The sequence below is a fragment of the Stenotrophomonas sp. 93052_Sma genome (assembly GCF_056481145.1).
The window spans coordinates 2,797,707-2,819,821 of record NZ_CM151134.1; the positions used below are offsets into that span (position 1 = coordinate 2,797,707).

At 66.2% G+C, this 22,115-nt stretch carries 18 protein-coding genes and 2 pseudogenes; 11 read left to right on the forward strand and 9 right to left on the reverse strand.

Annotated elements, in window-relative coordinates:
- Positions 1-108 precede the first annotated feature (108 nt).
- Positions 109-420 (reverse strand): DUF3817 domain-containing protein, encoded by a 312-nt coding sequence (locus tag ACZK2V_RS13075; RefSeq protein WP_486323327.1) that lies wholly within the window; start codon positions 418-420, stop codon positions 109-111.
- Between the two features lie 125 nt (positions 421-545).
- A complete protein-coding gene (locus ACZK2V_RS13080; protein WP_486322457.1) occupies positions 546-1,481 on the reverse strand; it encodes a TIGR03571 family LLM class oxidoreductase in 936 nt (311 codons plus the stop codon).
- Between the two features lie 66 nt (positions 1,482-1,547).
- On the opposite strand from ACZK2V_RS13080, the gene ACZK2V_RS13085 reads away from it, so the two are divergent.
- The 5 genes and pseudogenes from ACZK2V_RS13085 (at position 1,548) to ACZK2V_RS13105 (ending at position 5,461) form a co-directional block, all read left to right on the forward strand.
- A complete protein-coding gene (locus tag ACZK2V_RS13085) occupies positions 1,548-1,997 on the forward strand; it encodes a GNAT family N-acetyltransferase (RefSeq protein ID WP_486322458.1) in 450 nt (149 codons plus the stop codon).
- A 119-nt stretch (positions 1,998-2,116) separates the two neighbouring features.
- Positions 2,117-3,637 (forward strand): thioredoxin family protein, encoded by a 1,521-nt coding sequence (locus ACZK2V_RS13090; protein ID WP_486322459.1) that lies wholly within the window; start codon positions 2,117-2,119, stop codon positions 3,635-3,637.
- A 283-nt stretch (positions 3,638-3,920) separates the two neighbouring features.
- Complete coding sequence (locus ACZK2V_RS13095) at positions 3,921-4,550, forward strand: superoxide dismutase (protein WP_201116433.1); 630 nt, start codon at positions 3,921-3,923, stop codon at positions 4,548-4,550.
- Positions 4,547-5,126, forward strand: a pseudogene (locus tag ACZK2V_RS13100) (flavin reductase family protein). The gene ACZK2V_RS13095 and the pseudogene ACZK2V_RS13100 overlap by 4 nt, the downstream one beginning before the upstream one ends.
- Positions 5,126-5,461, forward strand: coding sequence for a tetratricopeptide repeat protein (locus tag ACZK2V_RS13105; RefSeq protein WP_008267331.1), 336 nt, complete (start codon positions 5,126-5,128; stop codon positions 5,459-5,461). Before ACZK2V_RS13100 ends, ACZK2V_RS13105 begins: the two are co-directional and overlap by 1 nt.
- 5 nt (positions 5,462-5,466) lie before the next feature.
- Here the strand turns inward: ACZK2V_RS13105 and ACZK2V_RS13110 are convergent, their stop codons facing one another.
- Entirely contained in the window at positions 5,467-6,615 is a 1,149-nt protein-coding gene (locus tag ACZK2V_RS13110) for a fatty acid desaturase family protein (RefSeq protein ID WP_088026244.1), read from the reverse strand.
- 11 nt (positions 6,616-6,626) lie between these two features.
- Positions 6,627-7,697, reverse strand: coding sequence for a ferredoxin reductase (locus tag ACZK2V_RS13115; RefSeq protein ID WP_486322460.1), 1,071 nt, complete (start codon positions 7,695-7,697; stop codon positions 6,627-6,629).
- A 92-nt stretch (positions 7,698-7,789) separates the two neighbouring features.
- Between ACZK2V_RS13115 and fabR the strand changes: the two genes are divergently transcribed.
- From fabR to ACZK2V_RS13135, 4 genes and pseudogenes are all read left to right on the forward strand, one after another.
- Positions 7,790-8,446: an HTH-type transcriptional repressor FabR gene (gene fabR / locus ACZK2V_RS13120; RefSeq protein ID WP_005409961.1), complete on the forward strand. Its 657-nt coding sequence runs from the start codon at positions 7,790-7,792 to the stop codon at positions 8,444-8,446.
- 387 nt (positions 8,447-8,833) lie between these two features.
- Complete coding sequence (locus tag ACZK2V_RS13125; protein WP_486323328.1) at positions 8,834-11,197, forward strand: autotransporter family protein; 2,364 nt, start codon at positions 8,834-8,836, stop codon at positions 11,195-11,197.
- Positions 11,198-11,456: 259 nt separating this feature from the next.
- Positions 11,457-13,614, forward strand: a pseudogene (locus ACZK2V_RS13130) (TonB-dependent receptor plug domain-containing protein).
- Positions 13,604-14,152 carry a thioredoxin-like domain-containing protein gene (locus ACZK2V_RS13135; RefSeq protein WP_486322461.1) on the forward strand — a complete coding sequence of 183 codons (549 nt, stop codon included), beginning with the start codon at positions 13,604-13,606 and terminating at the stop codon, positions 14,150-14,152. Before ACZK2V_RS13130 ends, ACZK2V_RS13135 begins: the two are co-directional and overlap by 11 nt.
- A gap of 67 nt (positions 14,153-14,219) precedes the next feature.
- Here the strand turns inward: ACZK2V_RS13135 and mntR are convergent, their stop codons facing one another.
- Positions 14,220-14,690 (reverse strand): manganese-binding transcriptional regulator MntR, encoded by a 471-nt coding sequence (mntR, locus tag ACZK2V_RS13140; protein WP_014037494.1) that lies wholly within the window; start codon positions 14,688-14,690, stop codon positions 14,220-14,222.
- Between the two features lie 116 nt (positions 14,691-14,806).
- Between mntR and ACZK2V_RS13145 the strand changes: the two genes are divergently transcribed.
- A complete protein-coding gene (locus tag ACZK2V_RS13145) occupies positions 14,807-16,138 on the forward strand; it encodes an Nramp family divalent metal transporter (RefSeq protein ID WP_486322462.1) in 1,332 nt (443 codons plus the stop codon).
- 163 nt (positions 16,139-16,301) lie between these two features.
- Here the strand turns inward: ACZK2V_RS13145 and ACZK2V_RS13150 are convergent, their stop codons facing one another.
- The 4 genes from ACZK2V_RS13150 to ACZK2V_RS13165 form a co-directional block, all read right to left on the reverse strand.
- Complete coding sequence (locus tag ACZK2V_RS13150; RefSeq protein WP_486322463.1) at positions 16,302-16,628, reverse strand: thioredoxin family protein; 327 nt, start codon at positions 16,626-16,628, stop codon at positions 16,302-16,304.
- A complete protein-coding gene (locus ACZK2V_RS13155; protein ID WP_049423104.1) occupies positions 16,600-17,079 on the reverse strand; it encodes a flavodoxin in 480 nt (159 codons plus the stop codon). The genes ACZK2V_RS13150 and ACZK2V_RS13155 overlap by 29 nt, the downstream gene beginning before the upstream one ends.
- 13 nt (positions 17,080-17,092) lie before the next feature.
- Entirely contained in the window at positions 17,093-18,133 is a 1,041-nt protein-coding gene (locus ACZK2V_RS13160; RefSeq protein WP_024957408.1) for a ribonucleotide-diphosphate reductase subunit beta, read from the reverse strand.
- Between the two features lie 71 nt (positions 18,134-18,204).
- On the reverse strand, positions 18,205-20,568 hold the full coding sequence (locus ACZK2V_RS13165; RefSeq protein WP_049423058.1) for a ribonucleoside-diphosphate reductase subunit alpha: 2,364 nt from the start codon (positions 20,566-20,568) through the stop codon (positions 18,205-18,207).
- Between the two features lie 433 nt (positions 20,569-21,001).
- Here ACZK2V_RS13165 and ACZK2V_RS13170 point away from each other — a divergent pair, with 433 nt between their 5' ends.
- Positions 21,002-21,979: a zinc-binding dehydrogenase gene (locus tag ACZK2V_RS13170; RefSeq protein ID WP_049423059.1), complete on the forward strand. Its 978-nt coding sequence runs from the start codon at positions 21,002-21,004 to the stop codon at positions 21,977-21,979.
- The last annotated feature ends 136 nt before the right edge of the window (positions 21,980-22,115 follow it).

The following is a 22,115-nucleotide window of genomic DNA, read 5'->3' on the forward strand; positions in this document are numbered from 1 at the left end:
CCCCCGCCCGGCACCGGTCCTGCTCAGGGCCCGATGCCATCCTTAAATGATAACGGCTCGTATTTGCATTTGATACCCATTCTCTTGAATGGGCATGCAACAGTGGGTTCAGCGCATTGCACGCAGGCCCAGCAGACCACCGCGCTTGAACCACCACTCCAGCGGCAGCGTCACCAGCGGCGGGATCGCCGCCAGCAGGGCCAGGGCACTGGCCCACCACGGCCAGCGCAGCCGCACTGCCGCGAACAGCGTCACCGCCACATAGACCAGGAACGCCACGCCGTGCAGGGGCCCGAACAGCTTGACCAGCGCAACGTTGGCCATCGGGCCGTACTTCATCCACATGCCGATGAGCAGGCCGGCCCAGGTCACGGCCTCGATGAAAGCGACCACCGCGAACAGGCGTCCAGTCGGGTGCATGGGGGAACGTTGGGTCACGCGGAGCTCCGGCAGCGGGATATCAAATGCGAATGATACGCAGATGCGAACCCCATGTAGAGTCGAGCCGTGCTCGACTGCTGGAATGTGTCCACCAAGGTGGACACCTACCGGAGCACATCCGGCAGGACCTGCTCGCCGATCTCGCGCAGCACCACGTCCATCGGCCGTCCGTTGTCGACCAGATTGAACATCACATGCGCCACGCCCTGCGCATGCACGCGCCGCAGATAGTCGCGCAGCCCGTCGCGGCCGACCTTCAAGCCCAGCGGCAATGGTTCGGCTGGCGCCTCCGGATCCGCCTGCAGGTCCAGCAGCATCGACTGCACGAACGGCTTGCCTGGCCCGCCGCGCTGCACGAGCGCCTGCTGCCACAGGCCGATGCGTCCTTCCTGCGCAACCTCCTCGCGGTGATAGGTGGCCCAGCCTTCGCTTTCACGCGCGATCCATTGCAGGCTCTGCCGCGCAGTACCCACCACCAGCATCGGAATCCGCGTTGCCGGCGCCGGCAACACGTCGAAACCACCGGTCGCCTGCAGTACGGCGGTCCGTTCATCGGCCTCTGGTGACAACGCTGCGCGCAACAACGTCCAGCGCTCACGGAACGCCGCCGCCCTGCCCTCCAGATCCTCACCGAACGCGGCAAATTCTTCCGGGCGGTCACCCGAACCCAGCCCGAGCACGAAACGTCCGCGACTGATCCGGTCCAGGCTCAGCGCCGACTTCGCCACCTGCAACGGCTGCCGCAGCGGCAGCACAATGGCTGCGCTGCCGACCACGATGCGCTCGGTCGCTGCAGCCAGCATGCCCAGCCACAGGAACGGGTCATCCAGCGCACTCGCTGTTGCATCCGGGCCCTGCGGCACCATCAATGGCACGTCGCGCGTCCATAGCGCGGCGAAGCCAAGATCATCGGCCAGCCGTGCGATGCGCCGCGCCTCGTCCGGATCGGCCAGTCCATGCGCCGCAACCGGCGTCATCAGGCCCAGGCTCAGACCCTGTTGCGGAAACAACGAAGCATGGGCGGGATTGAATTCACTCATGCCGCCAGCTTAGCCTGCAGGTCTGCGGCAACGATGATGCGCCGCCCACTACAGGAAGAACACTGCATGCCAAGGATCCGCCCTGCCCACGTCGATGACCTGCCTGCGATCAGCGCGGTATGCCTGGCCGCGTTCAACGAGGCAGTGGCGCCGTCTCTCAGCGCGGCCGGCATCGCCACCTTCGGCAGTATCGCAGCAGCCGACGCATTTGGTGCGCGCCTGCAGGGTGACAACCACATCCTGGTGGCCGAACAGGATGCGCGCGTGGTCGGCGTGGTCGAACTGAAGGAGGGCCGGCACCTGGCAATGCTGTTCGTCGATCCCGCCTGCCAGGGCCAGGGCATCGGCCATGCCTTGTTCGAAGCCGTGCTGCCGCAGGTACGCGAGCCGGTACTGACGGTGCGCGCCTCGCTCAACGCAGTACCTGCCTACCTGCGCTATGGCTTTGTGCTGGATGGGGAGGTCGGCGAGTTCAACGGGCTGGTGTACCAGCAGATGGTGCGGGCAGCGGCCTGAAGGCATCCGCCCGGCAATGCCCGGTGGGCGTCATGCCCTGCGGCACGCCTGTCATAAGCAAACTGAATCAGCAGGCTCCCCGGCGGTTCCTACAATGGCCTGTCACCCTGCCCTTCGAGATGCTGCCGATGCGCGTCGCGCTTTCCGTGTTGCTGCTGGCTTCGGCGCTGAGCGCCTGCACCCCGGCCCCGGTATCCACCGCCAACTCTGCCGAGGCACCCGCGCCGGCATCCGCCATCGCCTGGCGCCAGGGCGATGTGGACGATGCCTTCGCCGAAGCCGCCGACAGCGGCAAGCCGGTGCTGCTGTACTGGGGTGCGGTCTGGTGCCCGCCGTGCAACCAGCTCAAGGCGGGCCTGTTCAAGGACCCGGCCTTCATCGCGCTGACCAGCAAATTCGTTCCCGTCTACCTGGATGGCGACGAGGAAGGTGCGCAGGCCTGGGGCGAACGCTTCGGCGTACGCGGCTATCCGACCCTGATCGTGCTGGACCCACAGCGCAACGAAATCACCCGCGTGGCCGGTGGCAATGACGCCGCCGAACTGACCCGGGCCCTGACCGTCGCTGCAGGCCGCCGCAGTGCTGTTGCCGCCACCTTGGCCACAGCGCTGGCAACGCCGGACCGGCTGGCCGCCGAAGACTGGCAGGTGCTGGGCGACTACGGCTGGGAAGTGGACGCCAACCGCCTGGCCGGCGAGCGCAGGAGCCAGGACGTGCTGCGCCAGTTGTCCAGGGCGGCACCCGACGCCGCCCTGCAGCGCCGTTTCGCCCTGCTGGCTCTGGCTACAGCCGAAAAGCCCGATGCCTCGCCCACCGAAGTGCGCGAGCTGCTGCAGGCCGTACTGGCACAACCGGCGGAAGTGCGCCGCAACCGTGAATTGCTCGGCTATGCAGGCGTGCAGCTGGTCAAGCAGGCCAGTGCCGGGCCGGCCACGTCCAACACCCTGGGCCAGCAATTGCTGGTCGCACTGGAGCGCGCCGATGCCGAGCGCGGTGATCGCGCCGACGACGCGTTGTCGCGTGCGCTGACCGAAGTATCGCTGGCCCGCCAGCAACAGCCCAAGGGCGCACTGCCCGCGGCGCTGGTCGAGCGGGTCAAGCAGCGCGTGGCCGCTGCTGATGCCGCCGCCACCGATGCGCATGCACGCCAGGCCACGATCAGCAGCGCGGTGTACGCATTGCGCGAGGTAGGTGACGACGCGGGTGCCGAGGCGCTGTTGCTGGCCGAGCTGAAGCGCAGCGAGCAGCCGTACTACTACATGCCCGAGCTGGCCGAACTGGCCGAGCAGCGCGGCGACGCCGCCGGCGCGCTGGAGTGGTTGAAGCGTGCCTACGATGGTGCGCAGGGCCCGGCCACCCGAGTGCAATGGGGCGTGCTGTACGTGGAAGGCCTGCTGAAACTGGCGCCGGACGATGCACCGCGCATCGAGCAGGCGACCGCGTCGCTGATCGCCGAGCTGGAGGCACAGCCGTCGGGTTACCACCAGCGTACCCGCCAGCGCTTCGAGCGACTTGCCGGGCAGTTGAAGGCGTGGAGCGGCAAGCACCAGGGTGCGGAGACGCTGGCACGGCTGCAGCAGCGGATGCAGCAGGCGTGCGGTGACCAGGTGGATGGCGCCTGCAAGGACTGGTTGAGTTGAGTTGATGAAAGCGCTGGCGGCGGGTTCGCCTGCCGGCGCTTTTGTTGATCCGTGTGGGAGGGGGCGGGGGCAGCGCATCAGCGCGCCGGTGAGGGTTCGGAAGGCGGGTTCTGGTAGTGCCGGCCGCTGGCCGGCAACCCGACCTTCGCTGAATGCCGGCCAGCGGCCGGCACTACCATGCCTCGGCCTTGACCTCTTGATCTCTTGACCTCAACCAATGTTGAGGTGCGATAACAGTCTCCCACGGCCAGCCCCCTTGGCCTTCCCCACGGAGATTGCTTCGATGTCGTACTCGCTTCCCCCGCTCCCCTATGCCTATGACGCCCTTGAGCCGCATTTCGATGCGCGCACGATGGAAATCCATCACAGCAAGCACCACCAGACCTACGTCAACAACCTCAATGCCGCCATCGAGCAGGCCGGCATCGCCGAGCAGCCGGTCGAGGCGCTGATCGCCAACCTCGATGCAGTGCCCGAGGCGCAGCGTGGAGCAGTCCGCAACAACGGCGGTGGCCACGCCAACCACAGCCTGTTCTGGACCGTGCTCAGCGCCAACGGCGGCACGCCCGATGATGAGCTGGCCGCCGCCATCGACCGCGATCTGGGCGGCTTCGATGCCTTCAAGGAGGCCTTCACCAAGGCCGCGCAGACCCGCTTCGGCAGTGGCTGGGCCTGGCTGACCAGCGATCGCGATGGCCGCCTGCAAGTCGAAAGCAGCGCCAACCAGGACAGCCCGCTGATGGGTGCAACGGTCGGCCTGTCCGGCAATACCCCGATCCTCGCACTGGACGTCTGGGAACACGCCTACTACCTGCACTACCAGAACCGCCGCCCGGACTACATCGGTGCGTTCTTCAACATCATCAACTGGGCCGAGGTCGGCCGGCGCTACCGCCAGGCCCGGGCCTCATGAGCGGCGAGACACTGCCGTACGCCGGGCCGTGGGCGGGGGTCTTTCTTCCCCGCCCCGGCCCCGGTGCCGTCGGTCGAGATGCCGCCGCGTGCCCTGCGGCGGCTGCTCGGCCACTTTCCTACCGGCGTGGCCATCGTCTGCGCGCGCGATGCGCAGGGCAAGCCCATCGGCCTGACCATCAATTCGTTCGTGCCGGTGTCATTGCAGCCGCCACTGGTGCTGTGGAACCTGGCGTTGCACGCGCAGAGTCTTTCCACCTTCCAGCGCGCCACCCGCTTTGCGATCAGCGTGCTGGCGGCCGACCAGGAAGCACTGGCCCGGCGCTTTGCCGATCCGCAGGTACGCAACCGCTTCGACGGTCTGGCATTGCTGGATGACGACGAGGACGCCCCGCCACGCATCGCCGGTGCGGTAGCGCATCTCACCTGCACCCGCCATGCGCAGTGGCCGGTGGGCGATCACCTGCTGCTGGCCGGCCGCATCATCGAAGTGCACGAGAACGGCGGCGCGCCACTGCTGTTCCATCGCGGCCGCTTCCAGCCGGGACCGGCCGAGCTGCTGGTGGAGGTGCGCTGATGAACATCGAGGCTCTGGAATGCATGCTCGCCAGCGGCAAGGACGGCGCGCTGCTGCGCTTCGGCCTGGGCAAGGGCTGGCTGGATGCCGGCAACCCGGTGCGCGCAGCGACCCATCTGGGCCGTTGCGTGGTCCTTGATCCGCAGTATTCGGCGGCGTGGAAGCTGCTGGGCAAGGCCTGGCTGGCCAGTGGCCAGCCGCAGGCGGCGCGCGAAGCGTGGCAACGCGGGCTGAGCGTGGCCGGCAGCAAGGGCGACCAGCAGGCACGCAAGGAAATGCAGGTATTCCTGCGTCGCCTGGACCGCGAACAGGCGGCCCTGGCGAAGGCGGGCTGAGTCGATCAGCCCGCGTTGGCCGATGCCGGTGCGGACATGATGTCCGACATCGGCAGGCGGCGCGGCTTGCTCGGGAACGCGTGGCGCAGGATGCGCCAGACCACCTGGCCGAACTGGCGCGGCAGCGAGCCGTTGTTGTAGTGCTGGCCGTAACGGCGGCAGATGTCCTTCACTTCCTTGGCGATGGCCGCATAGCGGTTGGCCGGCAGGTCCGGGTAGAAGTGGTGCTCGATCTGGTGGCTGAGGTTGCCCGACAGCACGTTGATCAGGAAGCCGCCGCTGATGTTGGACGAACCGCGCAGCTGGCGCAGGTACCAATGGCCGCGCGACTCATTGCGCAGGCACTCCTTCGGGAAGGTTTCCGATTCGGCGGTGAAGTGGCCGCAGAAGATGATCACGTAGGTCCAGATGTTGCGCAGGCCGTTGGCCACCAGATTGCCCAGCATCACCGTGAGGAAGAACGGGCCGGCCAGCAGCGGGAAGAACACGTAGTCCTTCAGAACCTGGCGCAGCATCTTGCGCGCCACCGGGCGGGTCTGCATCCACATCGCACGGCCACTGATGCGGCCCTTCAGCCAACGGCCCAGGCGCAGGTCCTGCGCGGCCACGCCCCACTGGAACAGCAGCGCGAAGATCGGCGCGATGATCGGCTGCAGCAGGTAGAACGGCTTCCAGCGCTGTTCCGGGAAGATGCGCAGCAGGCCGTAGCCGATGTCATCGTCCATGCCACGCACGTTGGTGTAGGTGTGGTGGCGGAAATTGTGGGTCTTGCGCCAGTTGTCGGCGGTGGCAACGATGTCCCACTCGTAGGTGTTGCCGTTGAGCTTGGGGTCGCCGGTCCAGTCGAACTGGCCGTGCATGACGTTGTGGCCCAGCTCCATGTTCTCCAGGATCTTCGACAGCGCCAGCAGCAGCGTGCCGGTGATCGCGGCCGGCCACAGCAGCGGCATCCAGAACAGTGGCGAGAACGCCGCCAGGAACAGCAGGCCACGGCCACCCACGCCGAACCAGCGCACGGCGGCGGCCACGCGGCGGATGTAGCGGGTATCGGAGGCGCCGAGGCTGCCGATCACACGGTCGCGGATCGCGTCGAGTTCCTCACCGAAGGCATGCATCTCGGCGGTGCTCAGGGCACGGTCGGTAGCGCGGGTCATGGCAGGCGTCCTCAGAGATCCAGGGTCAGGTCGGTGGTCGGTGCGCTCACGCAGATCCGCACCGGCTGTGCCGATTCGGACTGCAGGTCGCCGGTGCGCAGGTGGCGGGTGGCGCCACTGACGCGGTCACAGCTGCAGCTGTTGCAGATACCCATGCGGCAGCCGTGTTTGGGCTTGATGCCATGGGCTTCGAGGCTTTCCAGCAGCGAGCGGCCACGCGGCACGCTCAATTGGCGGCCACTGCGCGCAAGCGTCAGCGACACCTCACCTTCGCTGCTGGCATCGCGCAGCGGCGCCGGCGGGGTGAAGGCTTCGGCCTGGAAACCGGCCACCTGGTGCGCCAGACGCTCGCGCGCAGCGGCAACGAAGCCGTCCGGGCCGCAGGCCAGCACATGGCGCTGCGCCAACGGCGTGTCATCGCCGGCCACCTGCAGATCATGGGTATCGATACGCGCGGCCGGCGCCTCACCCTCGCGGGTGGTCAGCAGATGCACGCGCAGGTTCGGATGCGCTGCGGCCAGCGCCTGCAGTTCATCACGGAACTGCAGATGGGCAGCGGTACGCTCCCAGTAGAACAGGTCCACGGGCGCGGCCAGCGGGCGCTGGCAGGCGTCGCGCAACAGGCTGCGCATCGGCGTGATGCCACTGCCGGCCGCCAGCAGCAGGACCGGCGCCGCGGCCGGCATATGGAATTCGCCGAAGGCGGCATCGAGGCGGAACAGTTCGCCCGGCCGCGCATGATTGACCAGATGCTGGCTGACCCGGCCGCCTTCGATCGCCTTGACGGTGATCGCCAGCTCGCGCCGACCCAGTGCGGTGGGGCTGTAGCTGCGCTGCCACAGGCGCCCTTCAATCTCGACGCCGAGGGTGACGTGCTGGCCAGCGCGCATGCCGGCCCAGTGCCGGTTGGTGCGCAGGACCAGGGTCGCCGCGCCCTCGCCGGCCGGCTCGCGCCGGACCAGGCGGGCCACCGGCTCGCGCAGGGTCCACAGGGGATTGAGCTGGCCCGCCCAGAAATCGAACAGCGACGGCGAGACCCAGCGGTACGGAGAGAACAGGGACGGACGGACGACAGCGCTCATGGGCGCACTATACGGGCGCACATACACCTGTGTATACATGTGTATATTGAACCGGATTGGGTATGATTCAGCCTCGCCCCACCGGAACCCCCATGGCCGCCGCCACCGCCTTGTCGACGCCCGAAGATGCCAACAGCCCGGCCCGCCGTACGGTGAGCCGCGAGGATCTGCTGGCTGCTGCCCTGAAACTGATCGGGCCGCACCGCAGCCTGTCCACGCTCAGCCTGCGCGAAGTGGCACGTGAGGCCGGCATCGCGCCGAACAGCTTCTACCGGCAGTTCCGCGACATGGACGAACTGGCCGTGGCGCTCATCGATGCGGCCGGCCGCTCGCTGCGCACCATCATCGGCGAGGCCCGGCAGCGCGCCACCTCCACCGCCACCAGCGTGGTGCGGGTCTCGGTGGAGACCTTCATGGAACAGCTGCGCGCCGACGACAAGCTGCTGCACGTGCTGCTGCGCGAGGGCGCAGTCGGCTCGGACGACTTCAAGCACGCGGTCGAACGCGAGCTGCACTATTTCGAGGAAGAGCTGCAGCACGACCTGGTGCGCCTGGCCGCACTGGATGGCGCCGTACTGCATGCCCCGGAACTGGTGGCCAAGGCCATCACCCGGCTGGTGTTCGCGATGGGTGCCACCGCCATGGACCTGCCACCGGAGAAGGATCCGGAGCTGGTTGAACAGATCTCCACGATGATCCGCATGATCATCGTCGGCGCCCGTACCCCCGCCGCGTTCCGCCGCGGCTGATCGAGGCCCCTGAGTCGGCTCCCTTTCCAGAGGAAAGGGCTCTGAGCCGTCCCCGACTCCATGACCCCCCGACACGCAGCGCCACGGCGCCGATGAACTGTGGCCGCTGTCACGGATTTAGATTGCAGATGCGCAGCTTGAGCATCCTGCACGCGCCATTCACTGCGCTCTCACGCACGCTGAATTATTCAGACCACGCGCTCCATTTAGTTTGGTGAATTATTGAACGGGGTTTGAATCCGGCAAGTGCCGCTGCAGTCGTTTCAGATTAATTGCATGGCCCAGGCAAGACCCGATCCGCACAGTGCCGCCTCCGGTCCTGCGGATGCAGGTCCCCCCAATAGGCTTCAAGGAGAAACACCCATGCGCATGATGCAGTTCACGCCAATGCTTGCGTCCACTCCCCCAGAGCGCTCACGACTTGGCCTGGCCGTGGTCGCCTCATTGCTCTTCACTGCCGCAGGCTCTACCGGTGCAGCAACCGTCAATCCCGGGCAGACAGTAACCGTCACGTCAGGAAGCGCGCTGGAAGGTGAGGCATTCTCCGTCAATGGTGGAACGCTGATCGTCCAGAACGCCAGAACGTCCACGATCACGGGCCGCTACGCGAACAACGCCCCTGCCTCCGTTTCACTGCAGAACGCTACGGTCACCGGCGGAGGCATAAACAGCCTGGTCAACAGCAACGCCGTCATCCAGGACTCGAATATTGACGGCCGTATCACACTGTCCACAAGTGTGGGTGCTTCTGCGCTTCCGCGCTCTCATGTGACATTGATTCGAAGCACCGTCACCGGAACAGGAGGCATCTCTTTCGCCGCATCGGCTGGTGGTCGCCTCGATAGCGAAGCCACCCTGTTCAACAGCCGAATTCTCGTCACCGGCGCCACGGTCAATCTCAACGCCGGGACGTCCGTCAAAGGGGATACCAACGGCATCTCCGTCAACTACAACGGCGATACGAGATTTGCGGAGAACTTCAGCGAGTGGGGACTGACAATCGATGGATCCTCGGTCACCGGAACCGCCGGGAGCGCGATCCTCGTCACCCGCGGCAGCGGTGACGAAACCGTCCGCATCACCGCACAGAACGGCGCAAGCCTCATCGGCGGCAATGGCGTAATGATCGAAGCGCGCGACAACGCCCTGCTCGACTTCACCGCCCGCACCTCCACGCTCAAGGGCGATATCACCATCGCCAATACCGCCACCGCAAAGATCAGCCTGCTCGATGGCCTCGACCTCACCGGCCGCATCCTCGGCCCGGCCGACGTCATCGTCGACCAGGGCGGTCGCTGGACGCTGTCCGGCGACAGCAACACGGGTAATCTCACTCTGGGTGCAGGCAGCGACATCCTGCTCGGGCCGGGTGAGTTCCGCCAGCTGACCGTCAACGGCAACTATGTCGGCCAGGGCGGCACGCTGCACTTCAATACGGTGATGGCCGCCGACGATGCGCCGACTTCGAAGGTGCACGTCACCGGCGATGCAAGCGGCAGCACCCGGATCGTGGTCAACAACATCAATGGCGCCGGTGCGCAGACCATCAACGGCATTCCGCTGGTGCAGGTCGATGGCACCTCCACCGCAACTTTCGCCATGCAGGGCCGCGCCATCGGTGGCATGTACGAGTATTTCCTGCGCAAGGGCACTCCGGGCGCGACCAACGGCAACTGGTACCTGACCTCGGCCTACACCGGCAATCCGTGCGACATCAATCCGGCGCTGCCGGAGTGCCAGGGCACTGGTCCGGTGGATCCGGTCGATCCTGTTGACCCGATCGATCCGGTCGATCCGGTGGATCCGGTCAATCCCGTCGATCCGGTCCCCGTGCTGCGTCCGGAGCCGGGCGCGTACCTGGCCAACCAGGCCGCGGCCGTGCAGATGTTCCAGCTGCGCCGCCACGACCGCGGCGAGCCCGGCTTCGACCGCGCCCGCATCGGCACCTGGGTGCGCGCCGGGCGTGACCAGCTGCAGGCGAACGTGGCCGGCCAGGTTGACGCCCGTACCCACATCAACACCCTGCAGCTGGGCAGCGATGTCTGGCGTTGGGGCGATGGCCGTGGCCAGATCGGCGTGATGCTCGGCACCGGCGAGGCGACCACGCAGGCGGTGTCGAATCTGAGCGGTTATGGCACCCGCGGCAAGGTCAAGGGCAAGTCGGCCGGTGTCTACCTGGGCTGGGTGCAGGATGCACAGAGCAGTGCCGGCCTGTACGTGGACGGCTGGCTGCAGGCGGCGCGCTTCGACAACGAGGTGCAGGGCGAAGGCATCGCCCGCGAGAGCTACGACTCCAAGACCCGCAGCGCATCGCTGGAAGCCGGTTATGCCTGGGCCATCCGCAGCAGTGAGGCCAGCACGCTGTATCTGCAGCCGCAGGCGCAGCTGACCTGGACCGACTACGACGGTGACAGCCTGGTCGAAAACAATGGCACCACGGTCGAGGATGGTCGCGGCGGCGGCCTCAACAGCCGCCTCGGCGTACGCCTGTTTGGCCACGGCACGCTGCAGGGCAACCGCGTGCAGCCGTTCCTGGCGGCGAACTGGCTGCGTGGCCAGCGCGATGAGGCCATGCGCTTCAACAGTGAGTCGTTGAGCGCGAAGACGCCGGAGAACCGCTACGAAGTGCAGGCCGGTGCCCAGCTGCAGCTGGGCCAGCGCTGGAGCGCATGGGGTGACCTGCGTGTGCAGCGTGGCGACAGCGGCTATCGCAACCACGGTGCCCAGGTCGGCCTGCGCGCCGCCTGGTAAGCCCCTCGCCGCCCTGGGACCGGCCCAGGGCGGCGTTCCTCGATTTCCCTCGCACCCTGCCGGGCATGACATCCGGCAGGGTTCTGGTGCTTAAGTGTAATGTTATAACCCTGTCGTCCGCGATGTTCTGACCCTGCTTCCGGCTTCGTGATTGCACGGACTTATTTATATAGCCGTTGCTATATCTATGACCCTCTGCTTTCATATGCGTCAGTCAGGTCGCCCTCGCCGCCTTTCCTCTCCCAAGGACGACGCCTTCATGCCCGTTTCCAGAACCTTTTCCCGCCGGCTGCCTCTGGCTGCCGCCATCGCCCTGACCCTGCCACTGCCCGTACTGGCCGCCACACCAAAGCCGACCGAGCTGGATCGCGTGCAGGTCAAGGTCAGCACTGCCACCCGCAGCGAACGCCTGCTGTCCGATGTCCCGATCCGCACCGAAGTGCTGCGCAAGGAAGACATCGCGCTGCGCGCGGCCACCGACTTCTCGCGTGCCGCCGAACTGATCAATGGCCTGCGCGTGGAAAGCAACTGCCAGAACTGCAACACTAGCGAGGTACAGCTGCTGGGCCTGCCCGGCGCCTACAACCAGTTGCTGTTCGATGGCATCCCGCTGCTGTCCACGCTGGGCAGCGTGTACGGCCTGGAACAGATTCCGGCCGGATTCGTCGACCGCATCGAAGTGGTCAAGGGCGGCGGCTCGGCGCTGTACGGCCCGGGCGCGGTGGCCGGTGTGATCAACCTGATCCCGCCACTGCCGGCGCGCAGCGGTGGCCATGTGCAGGCCGGCGTGGATGTGCTGAAAGGCACGCCGCAGAAGAATGCCGATGTGCGCCTAGACCTGGTTGCCAAGGACGCCGACGCCGGGCTGTCGGTGATCGCCCAGCGCAACTGGAACAGTGGCATCGACTACAACGGTGACGGCTATACCGAGATCACCCGCAAGAATCTCAAGGTCGGCGGGCTGCAGGCCTGGTATGCGCCCACACCGGGCACACGGCTGCGCCTGGACCTGCAGGTGACCGATGAAACCCGCCGCGGCGGCAACCGCCTGGACCAGCCCGAGTACCTGGCCAACATCGCCGAATCGCTGGATACGAAGTACCGGCGCGGCAGCGTGTCGTGGGACCAGGAGATCAATGCCGACGTCGATTTCCGCCTGGCCTATGCCTTCGCCGACATCGACCGCGACAGCTTCTATGGCGGCCTGGGCGACGTGGTCACCGATCCGTCTGCGCCGGGCTATGACCCGTCGCAGCTGGACCCGAACGTGGCCGGCAGCGCGGCCTCGCGGTCGTGGCGCCAGTACGGCCGCACCCACAACCCGCTGCACTACATCGACAGCCAGTTGAACTGGCGGTTGGGGGCGCACGCGCTGGCCTTCGGCGTGCAGTACAAGCACGAGGCGCTGCGCGACGACAACCGCACCGGTGACGGCCAGCGGCTGGCAGTGCTGGAGGACGCTACCTTCCACAACCTGGGCGCCTTCATCCAGGACGAGTGGAGCCTGCGCGACAACGTCGACCTGGTGCTGGGTGCGCGCGTGGACAAGAGCTCGGAGCTGGACAGCGCGGTGTTCTCGCCGCGCATCGCGCTGGCTTGGCAGGCCACGCCCAACCTGAAGTGGCGCGCCGGCATTGCCACCGGCTTCCGTGCCCCAGAGATCTTCGTCGAGGATGTGCATGTCGATACGCTGGGTGGCGAACAGGTGCGCGTGCGCAACACCGACGGCCTGAAGGAAGAGCGCGTTGACCACCCTGTTCGGCTTCGACTGGCGATCTGACCCGGCCAATCCGGTGTGGAGCTGGGATGCCACCGCCTCGTATGCGCGCATCCGCGACACATTCGCACTCGGCGAGATCCAGCGCGGCGATGACGGGCAACTGAGCCAGCTGCGCTACAACGCCTCCGGCTCCAATGTGCTGGGCGCGGAAACCAACCTGGGCTGGCAGCCGTCGCCGCAGTGGCGCCTGACCGCCGGTGCCTCGTGGTACCGCTCGCGCTTCCGCGAACCGCAGCGCATCTTCGACGACACCGGCGTCGGCGGCGACACCGTCATTGAAAGCCGCGACTACCTGAAGACCCCGCGCTGGACCGGCCTGGCCCAGCTCAGCTGGATGCCGGCCGAGCCGTGGGAGACCTTCGTCGCGCTGCGCCACACCGGGCCGATGTCGGTGCTGAACAACCGGCTGGGCGAACTGCACCGCACGCGTTCATTCCTGGTGACCGATCTGGGTGCGCGCTGGCACCGCCACCTGGGCGCGCAGGCGCAGCAGGAAGTGTCGGTGGCCGCAGGCGTCAAGAACGTGTTCGACCAGCGCCAGAAAGACCTGGAAGTGGGGGCACTGCGTGACAGCGACTATGTCTACGGGCCGCGTTTCGCGCGCTCGTGGTACGTCAACCTGCGTTATGCGTTCTAAGCCACTACGAGCGTTGTTGCTGGCCTGTGCCGTGTTGCTGGCCGCGCCGGCGATGGCTGCGGACCTGCACGCGCAGGTCTCGGCCTCGCTGATGCGGCCGGAACAGCGCTCGCTGCGGCCGATGCAGTGGTCATCGCCACCGAAGCTGGTGGCGTTGTACTTCGGCGCCGACTGGTGCGCGCCCTGCCATGCCTTCGTACCCACACTGCGCAGCGTGCGTGACGCATTGCGCGAGGCCGGCGCCGATACCGAAGTGGTGTACGTCAGCCGGGACGAGAGCGAGGCCGCGCTGCGCCGCTACATGCACGCGCAGGACATGCCGTGGCCGGTGCTGGACCCGCGCCGTGCCGCGCGCATGCCGGCACTGCAGGCATTGGCCGGGCTGGCACCGCCGAATCTGGTGCTGATCGATGCCGACGGCAAGGTGCTGGCCAATGGTTGGCAAGGCCGGCGTTACGAAGGCCTGCAACCCGTGATGAAGGAATGGACGAAGCAGGCGTGCGCGCAGCAGCAGGCCCATTGTCCGCCCGATCTGTAGAGTCGAGCCACGCTCGACTCATTCCATCACCGCGCGAACAGCCGCCGGGCATGGCCCGACGCAACCGTTACGGCGCCCCGCCCTCCGCCTTGCGCACGAACGCTTCGAACAGCGCCAGCGTCTGCTCGCTTACATGGTGCTCGATACCCTCGGCATCGCGCCGCGCGGTATCCGGGTCCACGCCCAGCGCCAGCAGGAAACGCTCCACGGTCTGATGGCGCTGGCGGCTGGCATGCGCCAGCGCCTCGCCTTCCGGGGTCAGGAACACGCCGCGGTACGGCCGCTGCACCACCCAGCCATCGCGGGCCAGCCGCCGCAGCATCTTCGCCACGGTGGGCTGGGCTACGCCCAGGCGGGTGGCGATGTCAACCTGGCGGGCCTCGCCGCCATCGGCCAGCAGGTCCGAGATCAGCTCGACATAGTCCTCCACCAGCTCCATCCGGTGCGCCTCGCGCACTTGCCGGAAGCTCTCGACCTGGCGCTCGGCCTCGATCAAGGGGGTGCTTTTCAGCGATGTCGAATCGTCGGTCTTGCCCACGCCTGCGCCTGTCCTTCCGGTTGTTCCGGTGTTGAACCTGAATTCTGGACCAGTAACGCGATAAAGACGATTGTTTCACATTGCTAATGACTATAGCAGGAGCTATATTCGGAGCCATGAACACCCTGGCATCCCGCGACCCCTCGGCCTCCACTCCGGCCAGCCTAGGTGCGCTCAACGCCTCGGTGGCGGTGCCCGACAAGGGCCACTGGTGGTTCCGCCTGCTGGCCTTCCTCGGCCCGGGCTACATGATTTCGGTCGGCTACATGGACCCGGGCAACTGGGCCACCGACCTCGCCGGCGGTTCGCGCTTCGGTTACCTGTTGCTGTCGGTCATCCTCATCTCCAACCTGATGGCGGTGATCCTGCAGGCGCTGTCGGCGCGGCTCGGCATCGCTACCGGCATGGACCTAGCCCAGGCCTGCCGTGCCCGCTACCCGAAGCCGGTGAACCTGGCGTTATGGGCGCTGTGCGAGGCGGCGATCATCGCCTGCGACCTGGCCGAGGTGATCGGCACCGCGATCGCACTGAAGCTGCTGTTCGACCTGCCGTTGCTGTGGGGCGCGGTGATCACCGCCCTGGACACGCTGCTGGTACTGCTGCTGATGAACCGCGGTTTCCGTGCGCTGGAAGCCTTCGTGATCGCATTGCTGATGGTGATCTTCGGCTGCTTCGTGGTGCAGATCGCGCTGGCTGCACCGCCGGTGATGGAAGTGCTGGGCGGGTTCATTCCGCGCGCGCAGGTGGTAACTGATCCGCACGCGCTGTACATCGCCATCGGCATCATTGGTGCCACGGTGATGCCGCACAATCTCTATCTGCACTCGTCCATCGTGCAGACCCGTGCCTACCCGCGCACCGATGAAGGCCGACGCAGCGCGCTGCGCTGGGCAGTGACCGACAGCACCCTTGCACTGACCCTGGCACTGTTCATCAACGCCAGCATCCTGATCCTGGCGGCGGCGGTGTTCCATGCCAATGGCCGATTTGATGTGGAAGACATCGAGCAGGCGCACCAGCTGCTGGCGCCGATGCTGGGCGTGGGCGCCGCTGCGACGCTGTTTGCGATTGCGCTGCTGGCCTCCGGCCTGAACTCGACAGTGACCGCCACGCTGGCCGGCCAGATCGTGATGGAAGGCTTCCTGCACCTGCGTCTGCCACCGTGGCTGCGACGGCTTATCACGCGGGCGCTGGCGATCATTCCGGTGGTGGTGGTGATCATGCTGTTTGGCGACCAGGGGGCGGTAAAGCTGCTGGTGCTGAGCCAGGTGGTGCTGTCGATGCAGCTGCCGTTCGCGATCATCCCGCTGGTGCGGATCGTGACCGACAAGGTGACGATGGGCGCGCTGGTGGCCCCGCGCTGGCTGGGCGGCATCGCCTGGGTGATCGCACTGGTGATCGTGGCGTTGAACGTGAAGCTGCTGGTGGATACCTTCAGCGGCGGGTAGATCCACGCCATGCGTGGATGCCTTTGTAGAGTCGAGCCATGCTCGACTCATCGCACACCGCGCGCAAAGCAGTCGAGCATGGCTCGACTCTACAGAAAGCAAATCCCGCCAGCAGATCCGCGCCACGCGTGTATGCCTTTGTAGAGTCGAGCATGGCTCGACTCTACAGATGCAGCGCAATGGCGGCTTCAATCTGCTGCGGCGACTGGAACCCGGCCAGGCGGGTGCGTTCGTCGCCGTCACGGAACAGGGACAGCGTCGGCGTCTGCCGCAACCCCAGTCCCCTGAAGAACGCTTCACCCAGCACTTCCAGCTGCACGCGCAGCAGGGTGATGCCCTGCCCTGCACTGCTGATCGCCACGCGGTGCAGCGACATCTCCAGCATCCGGCACCCTGGGCACTGGTCCTTGTGGAAATCCACCAGCACCCTCGGATGTTCGGCCAGCAGCTGCTGGAACTGCTCAGGCGTGGTGGCGTCGATGATCTGCATCGGTGTTGCTCCAGTAATGGGCCAGGACCGCGTCGGTCCAGGCCTCGATGGCCGCGGCATGGCGAACGCCATGCGGCATCTGTTCGATCTCCAGCGGCGGGTAGTCGCTGCGGAAGTAGCGGATCAGCCGGTGCACGGCGCCGCAGTAGTACTCCTGCCCCCACTGCGTTTCGCCGGTACCGAACACCGCCAGCTGCCGTGGCCGCTCGCCGCGCTCCGTAATACCGGCCACCCACGCCTTCATCTCCGCCGGCGTGCGGCCGGCGTTGTCGGTCCAGCAGCCCAGCAGCACCAGGTCGGCCTCATCGGCGGCCAGAGGCGGCGCCTGGCGCGGGTCGTCGGCCTCCTGCCAGTGCACCGCATGGCCCGCTGCGCGGCAACGCTCGGCAATCTGCCGGCCGAGCTCGCGGGTGTTGCCACTCAACGAGGCCACCACCAGCAGGATGCTCAGCGCTTCGCTGGGCTCAGAGGTCGTCGAAGCCGTTGTCGACGTTGGTCTTCTTGTAACTTGCATTGCGCATCTCGAAGAAGTCGGTCTTGGTTTCGGTGAAGTTGTCGGCGTAGGCCTTGATCCACGGCATCACGTTGTCGGTGGTGTCGCTGTACAGGCGCTCGATGCCGAGCATGCCGGCCATCTTGTTGGCGCGGTACTTCACGTAGCGCACCATCTCGTCCACGTCGATGCCGTCGATACCGTCCAGCACCTCCGACGACCACTGCGTCTCCAGCTCGATCGCGTGTTCGAATGATTGGTGCACGTAGGCGGTCAGCTCGTTGGTCTGCAGCTCAGGGTTCTCACCGATGATGGCGCGGATCAACTCGCTGATGAACTTGGTATGCGCCAGCTCGTCGCGGTTGATGAAGCTGATGATCTTGCCGGTGCCGTTCATGCGGTTCTGCCGCACCATGTTGTAGAAGTAGGCGAAACCGGAATAGAAGTTGATGCCTTCCAGGATCGAGGACTGGATCAGCGACTTCAGCAGGGTCTCGGCGGTCTTCTCGCGCATGAAGTCGTCATACGCGCCCATGATCGGTGCGTTGCGCTTGATGATGGTCGGGTGGGTGCGGGCGATCTCGAAGATGCGGTTCTGGTTCGGCAGGTCGGTGATCGAGGCCAGCACGTAGCTGTAGCTCTCGTTGTGGATCACTTCCTGCTGGCCGATGATCGCTGCATTGGCATGCGCGGCGGGATCGGTGATGTACTCGGCCACGTTGTAGATGAAGCGGGTCTGCGGTGAGTCGAGCGTGGCCAGCAGGCCGATGATGGAGTCGTAGGCGTTCTTTTCGCGCGCATTGAGCTCGCCGTACTGGCGGGCATCGAGCTTCATGTCGACCTCGTCAGGAATCCAGAAGTTGGTCGACAGCTCCTTGTAGGCCCGATAGAACGACGGGTACGGGATGTCGTTCCAGTTGAGGATGCCGCTGGTGCGACCGTTGATGATGCCGGTGCTGCGGTTGGGATGGCGCGGTTCGAGGATCTTGATGCGGTCGAGGGGGGTTGCCATGGTTTTCTGCCTTCGTTCTCTTTCTATCGTGTTGCCGGCCAGCGGCCGGCACTACCGTGGGTCGCCGGCGGTCAGCTGGAGCACCACTCGCATTCGCTGATGTCGATGTCGTTGGAGCGCACGTAGTAGGTGGTCTTCAGGCCCTCGCGCCAGGCGCTCAGATGCAGCTCCAGCAGCGTGCTGGCGCGGATGGTGCTTGGCACGTACAGGTTGAAGCTGATCGACTGGTCGACGTGGCGCTGGCGGCGTGCGTTCTGGCGCACGCTGGCGAACTGGTCGACCTTGTAGGCACCCTTCTCGTAGTACGGCCAGGTCTCCAGCGACAGGCCCGGTGCAGCCACCGGACGCCGGAAATCCTTCTTTTCCTCGTAGTAGAACGCGCTGTAGATCGGGTCGATGGAGGCGGTGGAACCGGCAATCTGCGCGGTGCTCATGTTCGGCGCCACCGCCAGCAGCCAGCCGTTGCGCAGGCCGTGCGTGGCGACCTCGCGGGCCAGGCTGTCCCAGGCCGCGCCGCTGTAGTCGCGGTCACTGAAGTAGCGGCCGTTGTGCCAGTCGCTGCCGGCGAACATCGGGTAGCTGCCTTTCTCCTTCGCCAGCTGCGCGCTGGCCTGGATGGTCAGGAAGTTGATGCGCTCGTAGAGGCGGTCGGCCAGCTCTTCGGCATCCGGCGATTCCCATTGGATCGCCTGCTGCGCCAGCAGATGGTGCCAGCCGAAGGTGCCCAGGCCGATGGCGCGGTATTTGCGGTTGGTGATGGTGGCCTGCGGCACCGGCAGCGCATTGAGGTCGATCACGTTGTCGAGCATGCGCACCTGGATCGGGATCAGGCGTTCCAGCACATCGGTGGCCAACAGGTCATCCGGCGCACTGATCGCCCGACCGAGGTTGATCGAGGACAGGTTGCAGACCACGAAGTCACCGGCCCGGCGTGTGGTGACGATCTGGTCGCCGCTGACGATCTCCTGGATCATCCGCGTCGGGCTCATGTTCTGCAGGATCTCGGTGCACAGGTTGCTGGAATAGATCATGCCCGCGTGCTTGTTCGGGTTCCGGCGGTTGACCTCGTCGCGGTAGAACAGGAACGGGTTGCCGGTCTCCAGCTGGCTGAGCATGATCCGCTTGAACAGATCGATGGCCTTCACCGTGCGGCGGCTGATGCGCTCATCGGCCACCAGCTCGGCGTAGCGGTCACGGAAGCTGCCCGAACCACGCTTCTCGTCGTAGAAGTCCTGCAGGTACCAGCCCTTGGCCTGCTTCACCTCGTGCGGGTCGAACAGGTACCAGTCGGCGCGACGCTCGACCGCTTCCATGAACAGGTCGGGCACGCAGACCGAGGTGAACACATCGTGCGCGCGCAGGCGCTGGTCGCCGTTGTTGAGGCGCAGGTCCATGAAGGCTTCGATATCGCGGTGCCAGATGTCCAGGTACACCGCCACCGCGCCCTTGCGCTGGCCGAGCTGATCAACCGACACCGCAGTGTTGTTGAGCTGCTTGATCCACGGCACCACGCCACCGGAGGAATTGGCCACGCCACGGATCGGCGCGCCGCTGCTGCGCACATAGCCCAGATAGGCTCCAACACCACCGCCGTGCTTGGACACGCGGGCGATATCGGTGTTGGAGTCATAGATGCCCTGCAGGCTGTCGTCCACCGTGTCGATGAAGCAGCTCGACAACTGCCCGCCCACCTTGCCGGCATTGGCCAGGGTCGGTGTGGCCACCGTCATGTACAGGTTGGACAGCGCCCAGTACGCCTCTCCGACCAGCTGCATGCGCCGCTCGCGCGGCTTTTCCTCCTGCATCAGGTACAGCGCGATGGTCAGCCAGCGCTCCTGCGGCAGTTCGTAGACCTCACGGCTGCGGTCGCTGGCCAGGTAGCGCGTGGCCAGCAGGTACAGGCCGTTGTACGCGAACAGGCGATCGCGTTCCGGATCGATCATCTCGCCGGCCTGCTGCAATTCTTCCTTCGAGTAGCAGCGCAGGATGTCGTTGCTGTAGATGCCGCGATCGGCCAGGCTTTCCTGCAGGCCCACGTAGGAGCCGTACTTCAGGCCGACGTCGTAGAAGCGGTTGCGGCTGGCGCGCTTGTACAGGCGACGCAGGTAGATGCGCGCGGCAAACTGTTCCCACTCCGGCGCGACCAGGTCCACGCGCGATTCGGCCTCGCGGATCAGCAGATCGACCAGGTCATCGGCGCTGATGCTCGGTTTGCGTTCGACCATCGACTGCACTACACGGCGGTAGTCGCTCACATCCAGCTGCGGGAACTCGGCATGCACGGCGTCGATGCTGCGCTGCAGGCGCTCGGCCTCGAACGGCAGGCGACGGTTGCCGGCCTCCTTGGTGATCCAGGTCGGCACGCGCTCGCCACCGGCGCGCAAGGCGTCGCCAGCGCCGGCCAGATCGGCCACGCGGAAGGTACTGTCGGTCATGGTGGTGAAACTCCAGGCTCGCACGCGCGTTGGCGGTCGATGCCATGGCGGCCCTGCACGCGATACCGGCGCACGGGGCGGTCGGGGTGGGATGCCAAAGCGCGGGAACACCAGATCGTCGGCAACAGCCTGCGCCTGCGGCCGGTATCCGGGCCGTGGGGGCGATCTGGGTCCGCTCGATGGCGGCCGCGTCGACACGGCAAGCCTTCAGGGGCGGGCCGCGGGACGTTTGTTGCATGTCCGGCGGCGGCGGCTGACCGGGAGTGACGGACACAACATAGTGGGGATATTCCAACCCGTCAACACAAGATGCGGTAATCAGCACATGTCGCGACGATCAGTCGCAGGATGCCGTGTTGCACCTGCGCCGCCTTGTCGACAACGCCTGCGTCCCCAGTTCGGTACAACATCAACTTTCCCCGGAACACCGCCCATGCGCGCTGCCCAGTACCCCTCCTTCGGCGACCCGGCCGACGTCCTTGCCATTGCCGATGCCGCCCTGCCCGAGCCCGGCCCCGGCGAAGTGCGCATCCGCACCGTGCTGGCCTCGATCCACAATCACGACCTGCTGACCGTGCGTGGCCTCTACGGCTACAAGCCGACGCTGCCGGCGATCGGTGGTAGTGAAGCACTGGGCGTGATCGATGCACTCGGCGACGGCGTCGACGGCCTGCAGATCGGCGAGCGGGTTGCCGCCGCCTCGGTGCACGGCACCTGGGCTGAGGCCTTCATCGCACCTGCACGCATGGTGATTCCGATGCCGGAGGCGATCCCCGACGAAATGGCCGCACAGCTGATCGCGATGCCGCTGAGCGCGCTGATGCTGCTGGAGTTCCTGCACGTCGAGGCGGGCCAGTGGATCGTGCAGAACACCGCCAACGGCGCGGTGGGCAAATCGCTGGCGATGCTGGCGCGGGCGCGTGGCGTGCATGTGGCCAACCTAGTGCGCAATGCCGATGCGGTCGCACAGTTGCAGGCATTGGGCATCGATCATGTGTTCGACACCTCGGTGGACGGCTGGAAGGATCGCGTGCGTGAGGCGACCGGCGAAGCGCAGGCCGCGGCCGCGGTGGATTCCATTGGCGGCGACGCCAGCGGCGATCTGGTCGACCTGCTTGGCCACCACGGCACGCTGGTGTCGTTCGGTGTAATGAGCGGCGAGCCGATGCGCATTCCCGCCGGCGGCCTGATCTACAAGGAAGCCACGGTGAAGGGCTTCTGGGGCAGCAAGGTCAGCCAGGCGATGGCGGTGGAGGACAAGCGCCGGCTGGTTGGCGAACTGCTGAAGCGTGCGGCGAGCGGAGAACTGACCCTGCCGGTGGAGCAGGTCTTCGCGCTGGACGACATCGCCCAGGCAGCAAAGGCCGGTGCGGGTTCGGGCCGCAACGGCAAGGTGCTGCTGCGGCCCTGATGGGCTGGCACTGCCTTCTGTAGAGCCGAGCCATGCTCGGCTGCTTTCCTGTCAGTGTGCGGAGCCGAGCGTAGGCTCGGCTCTACGAGAGCGTGCGGACCAACGGTCCGCACCCACCGAGAGCAAGAAGCAGCCA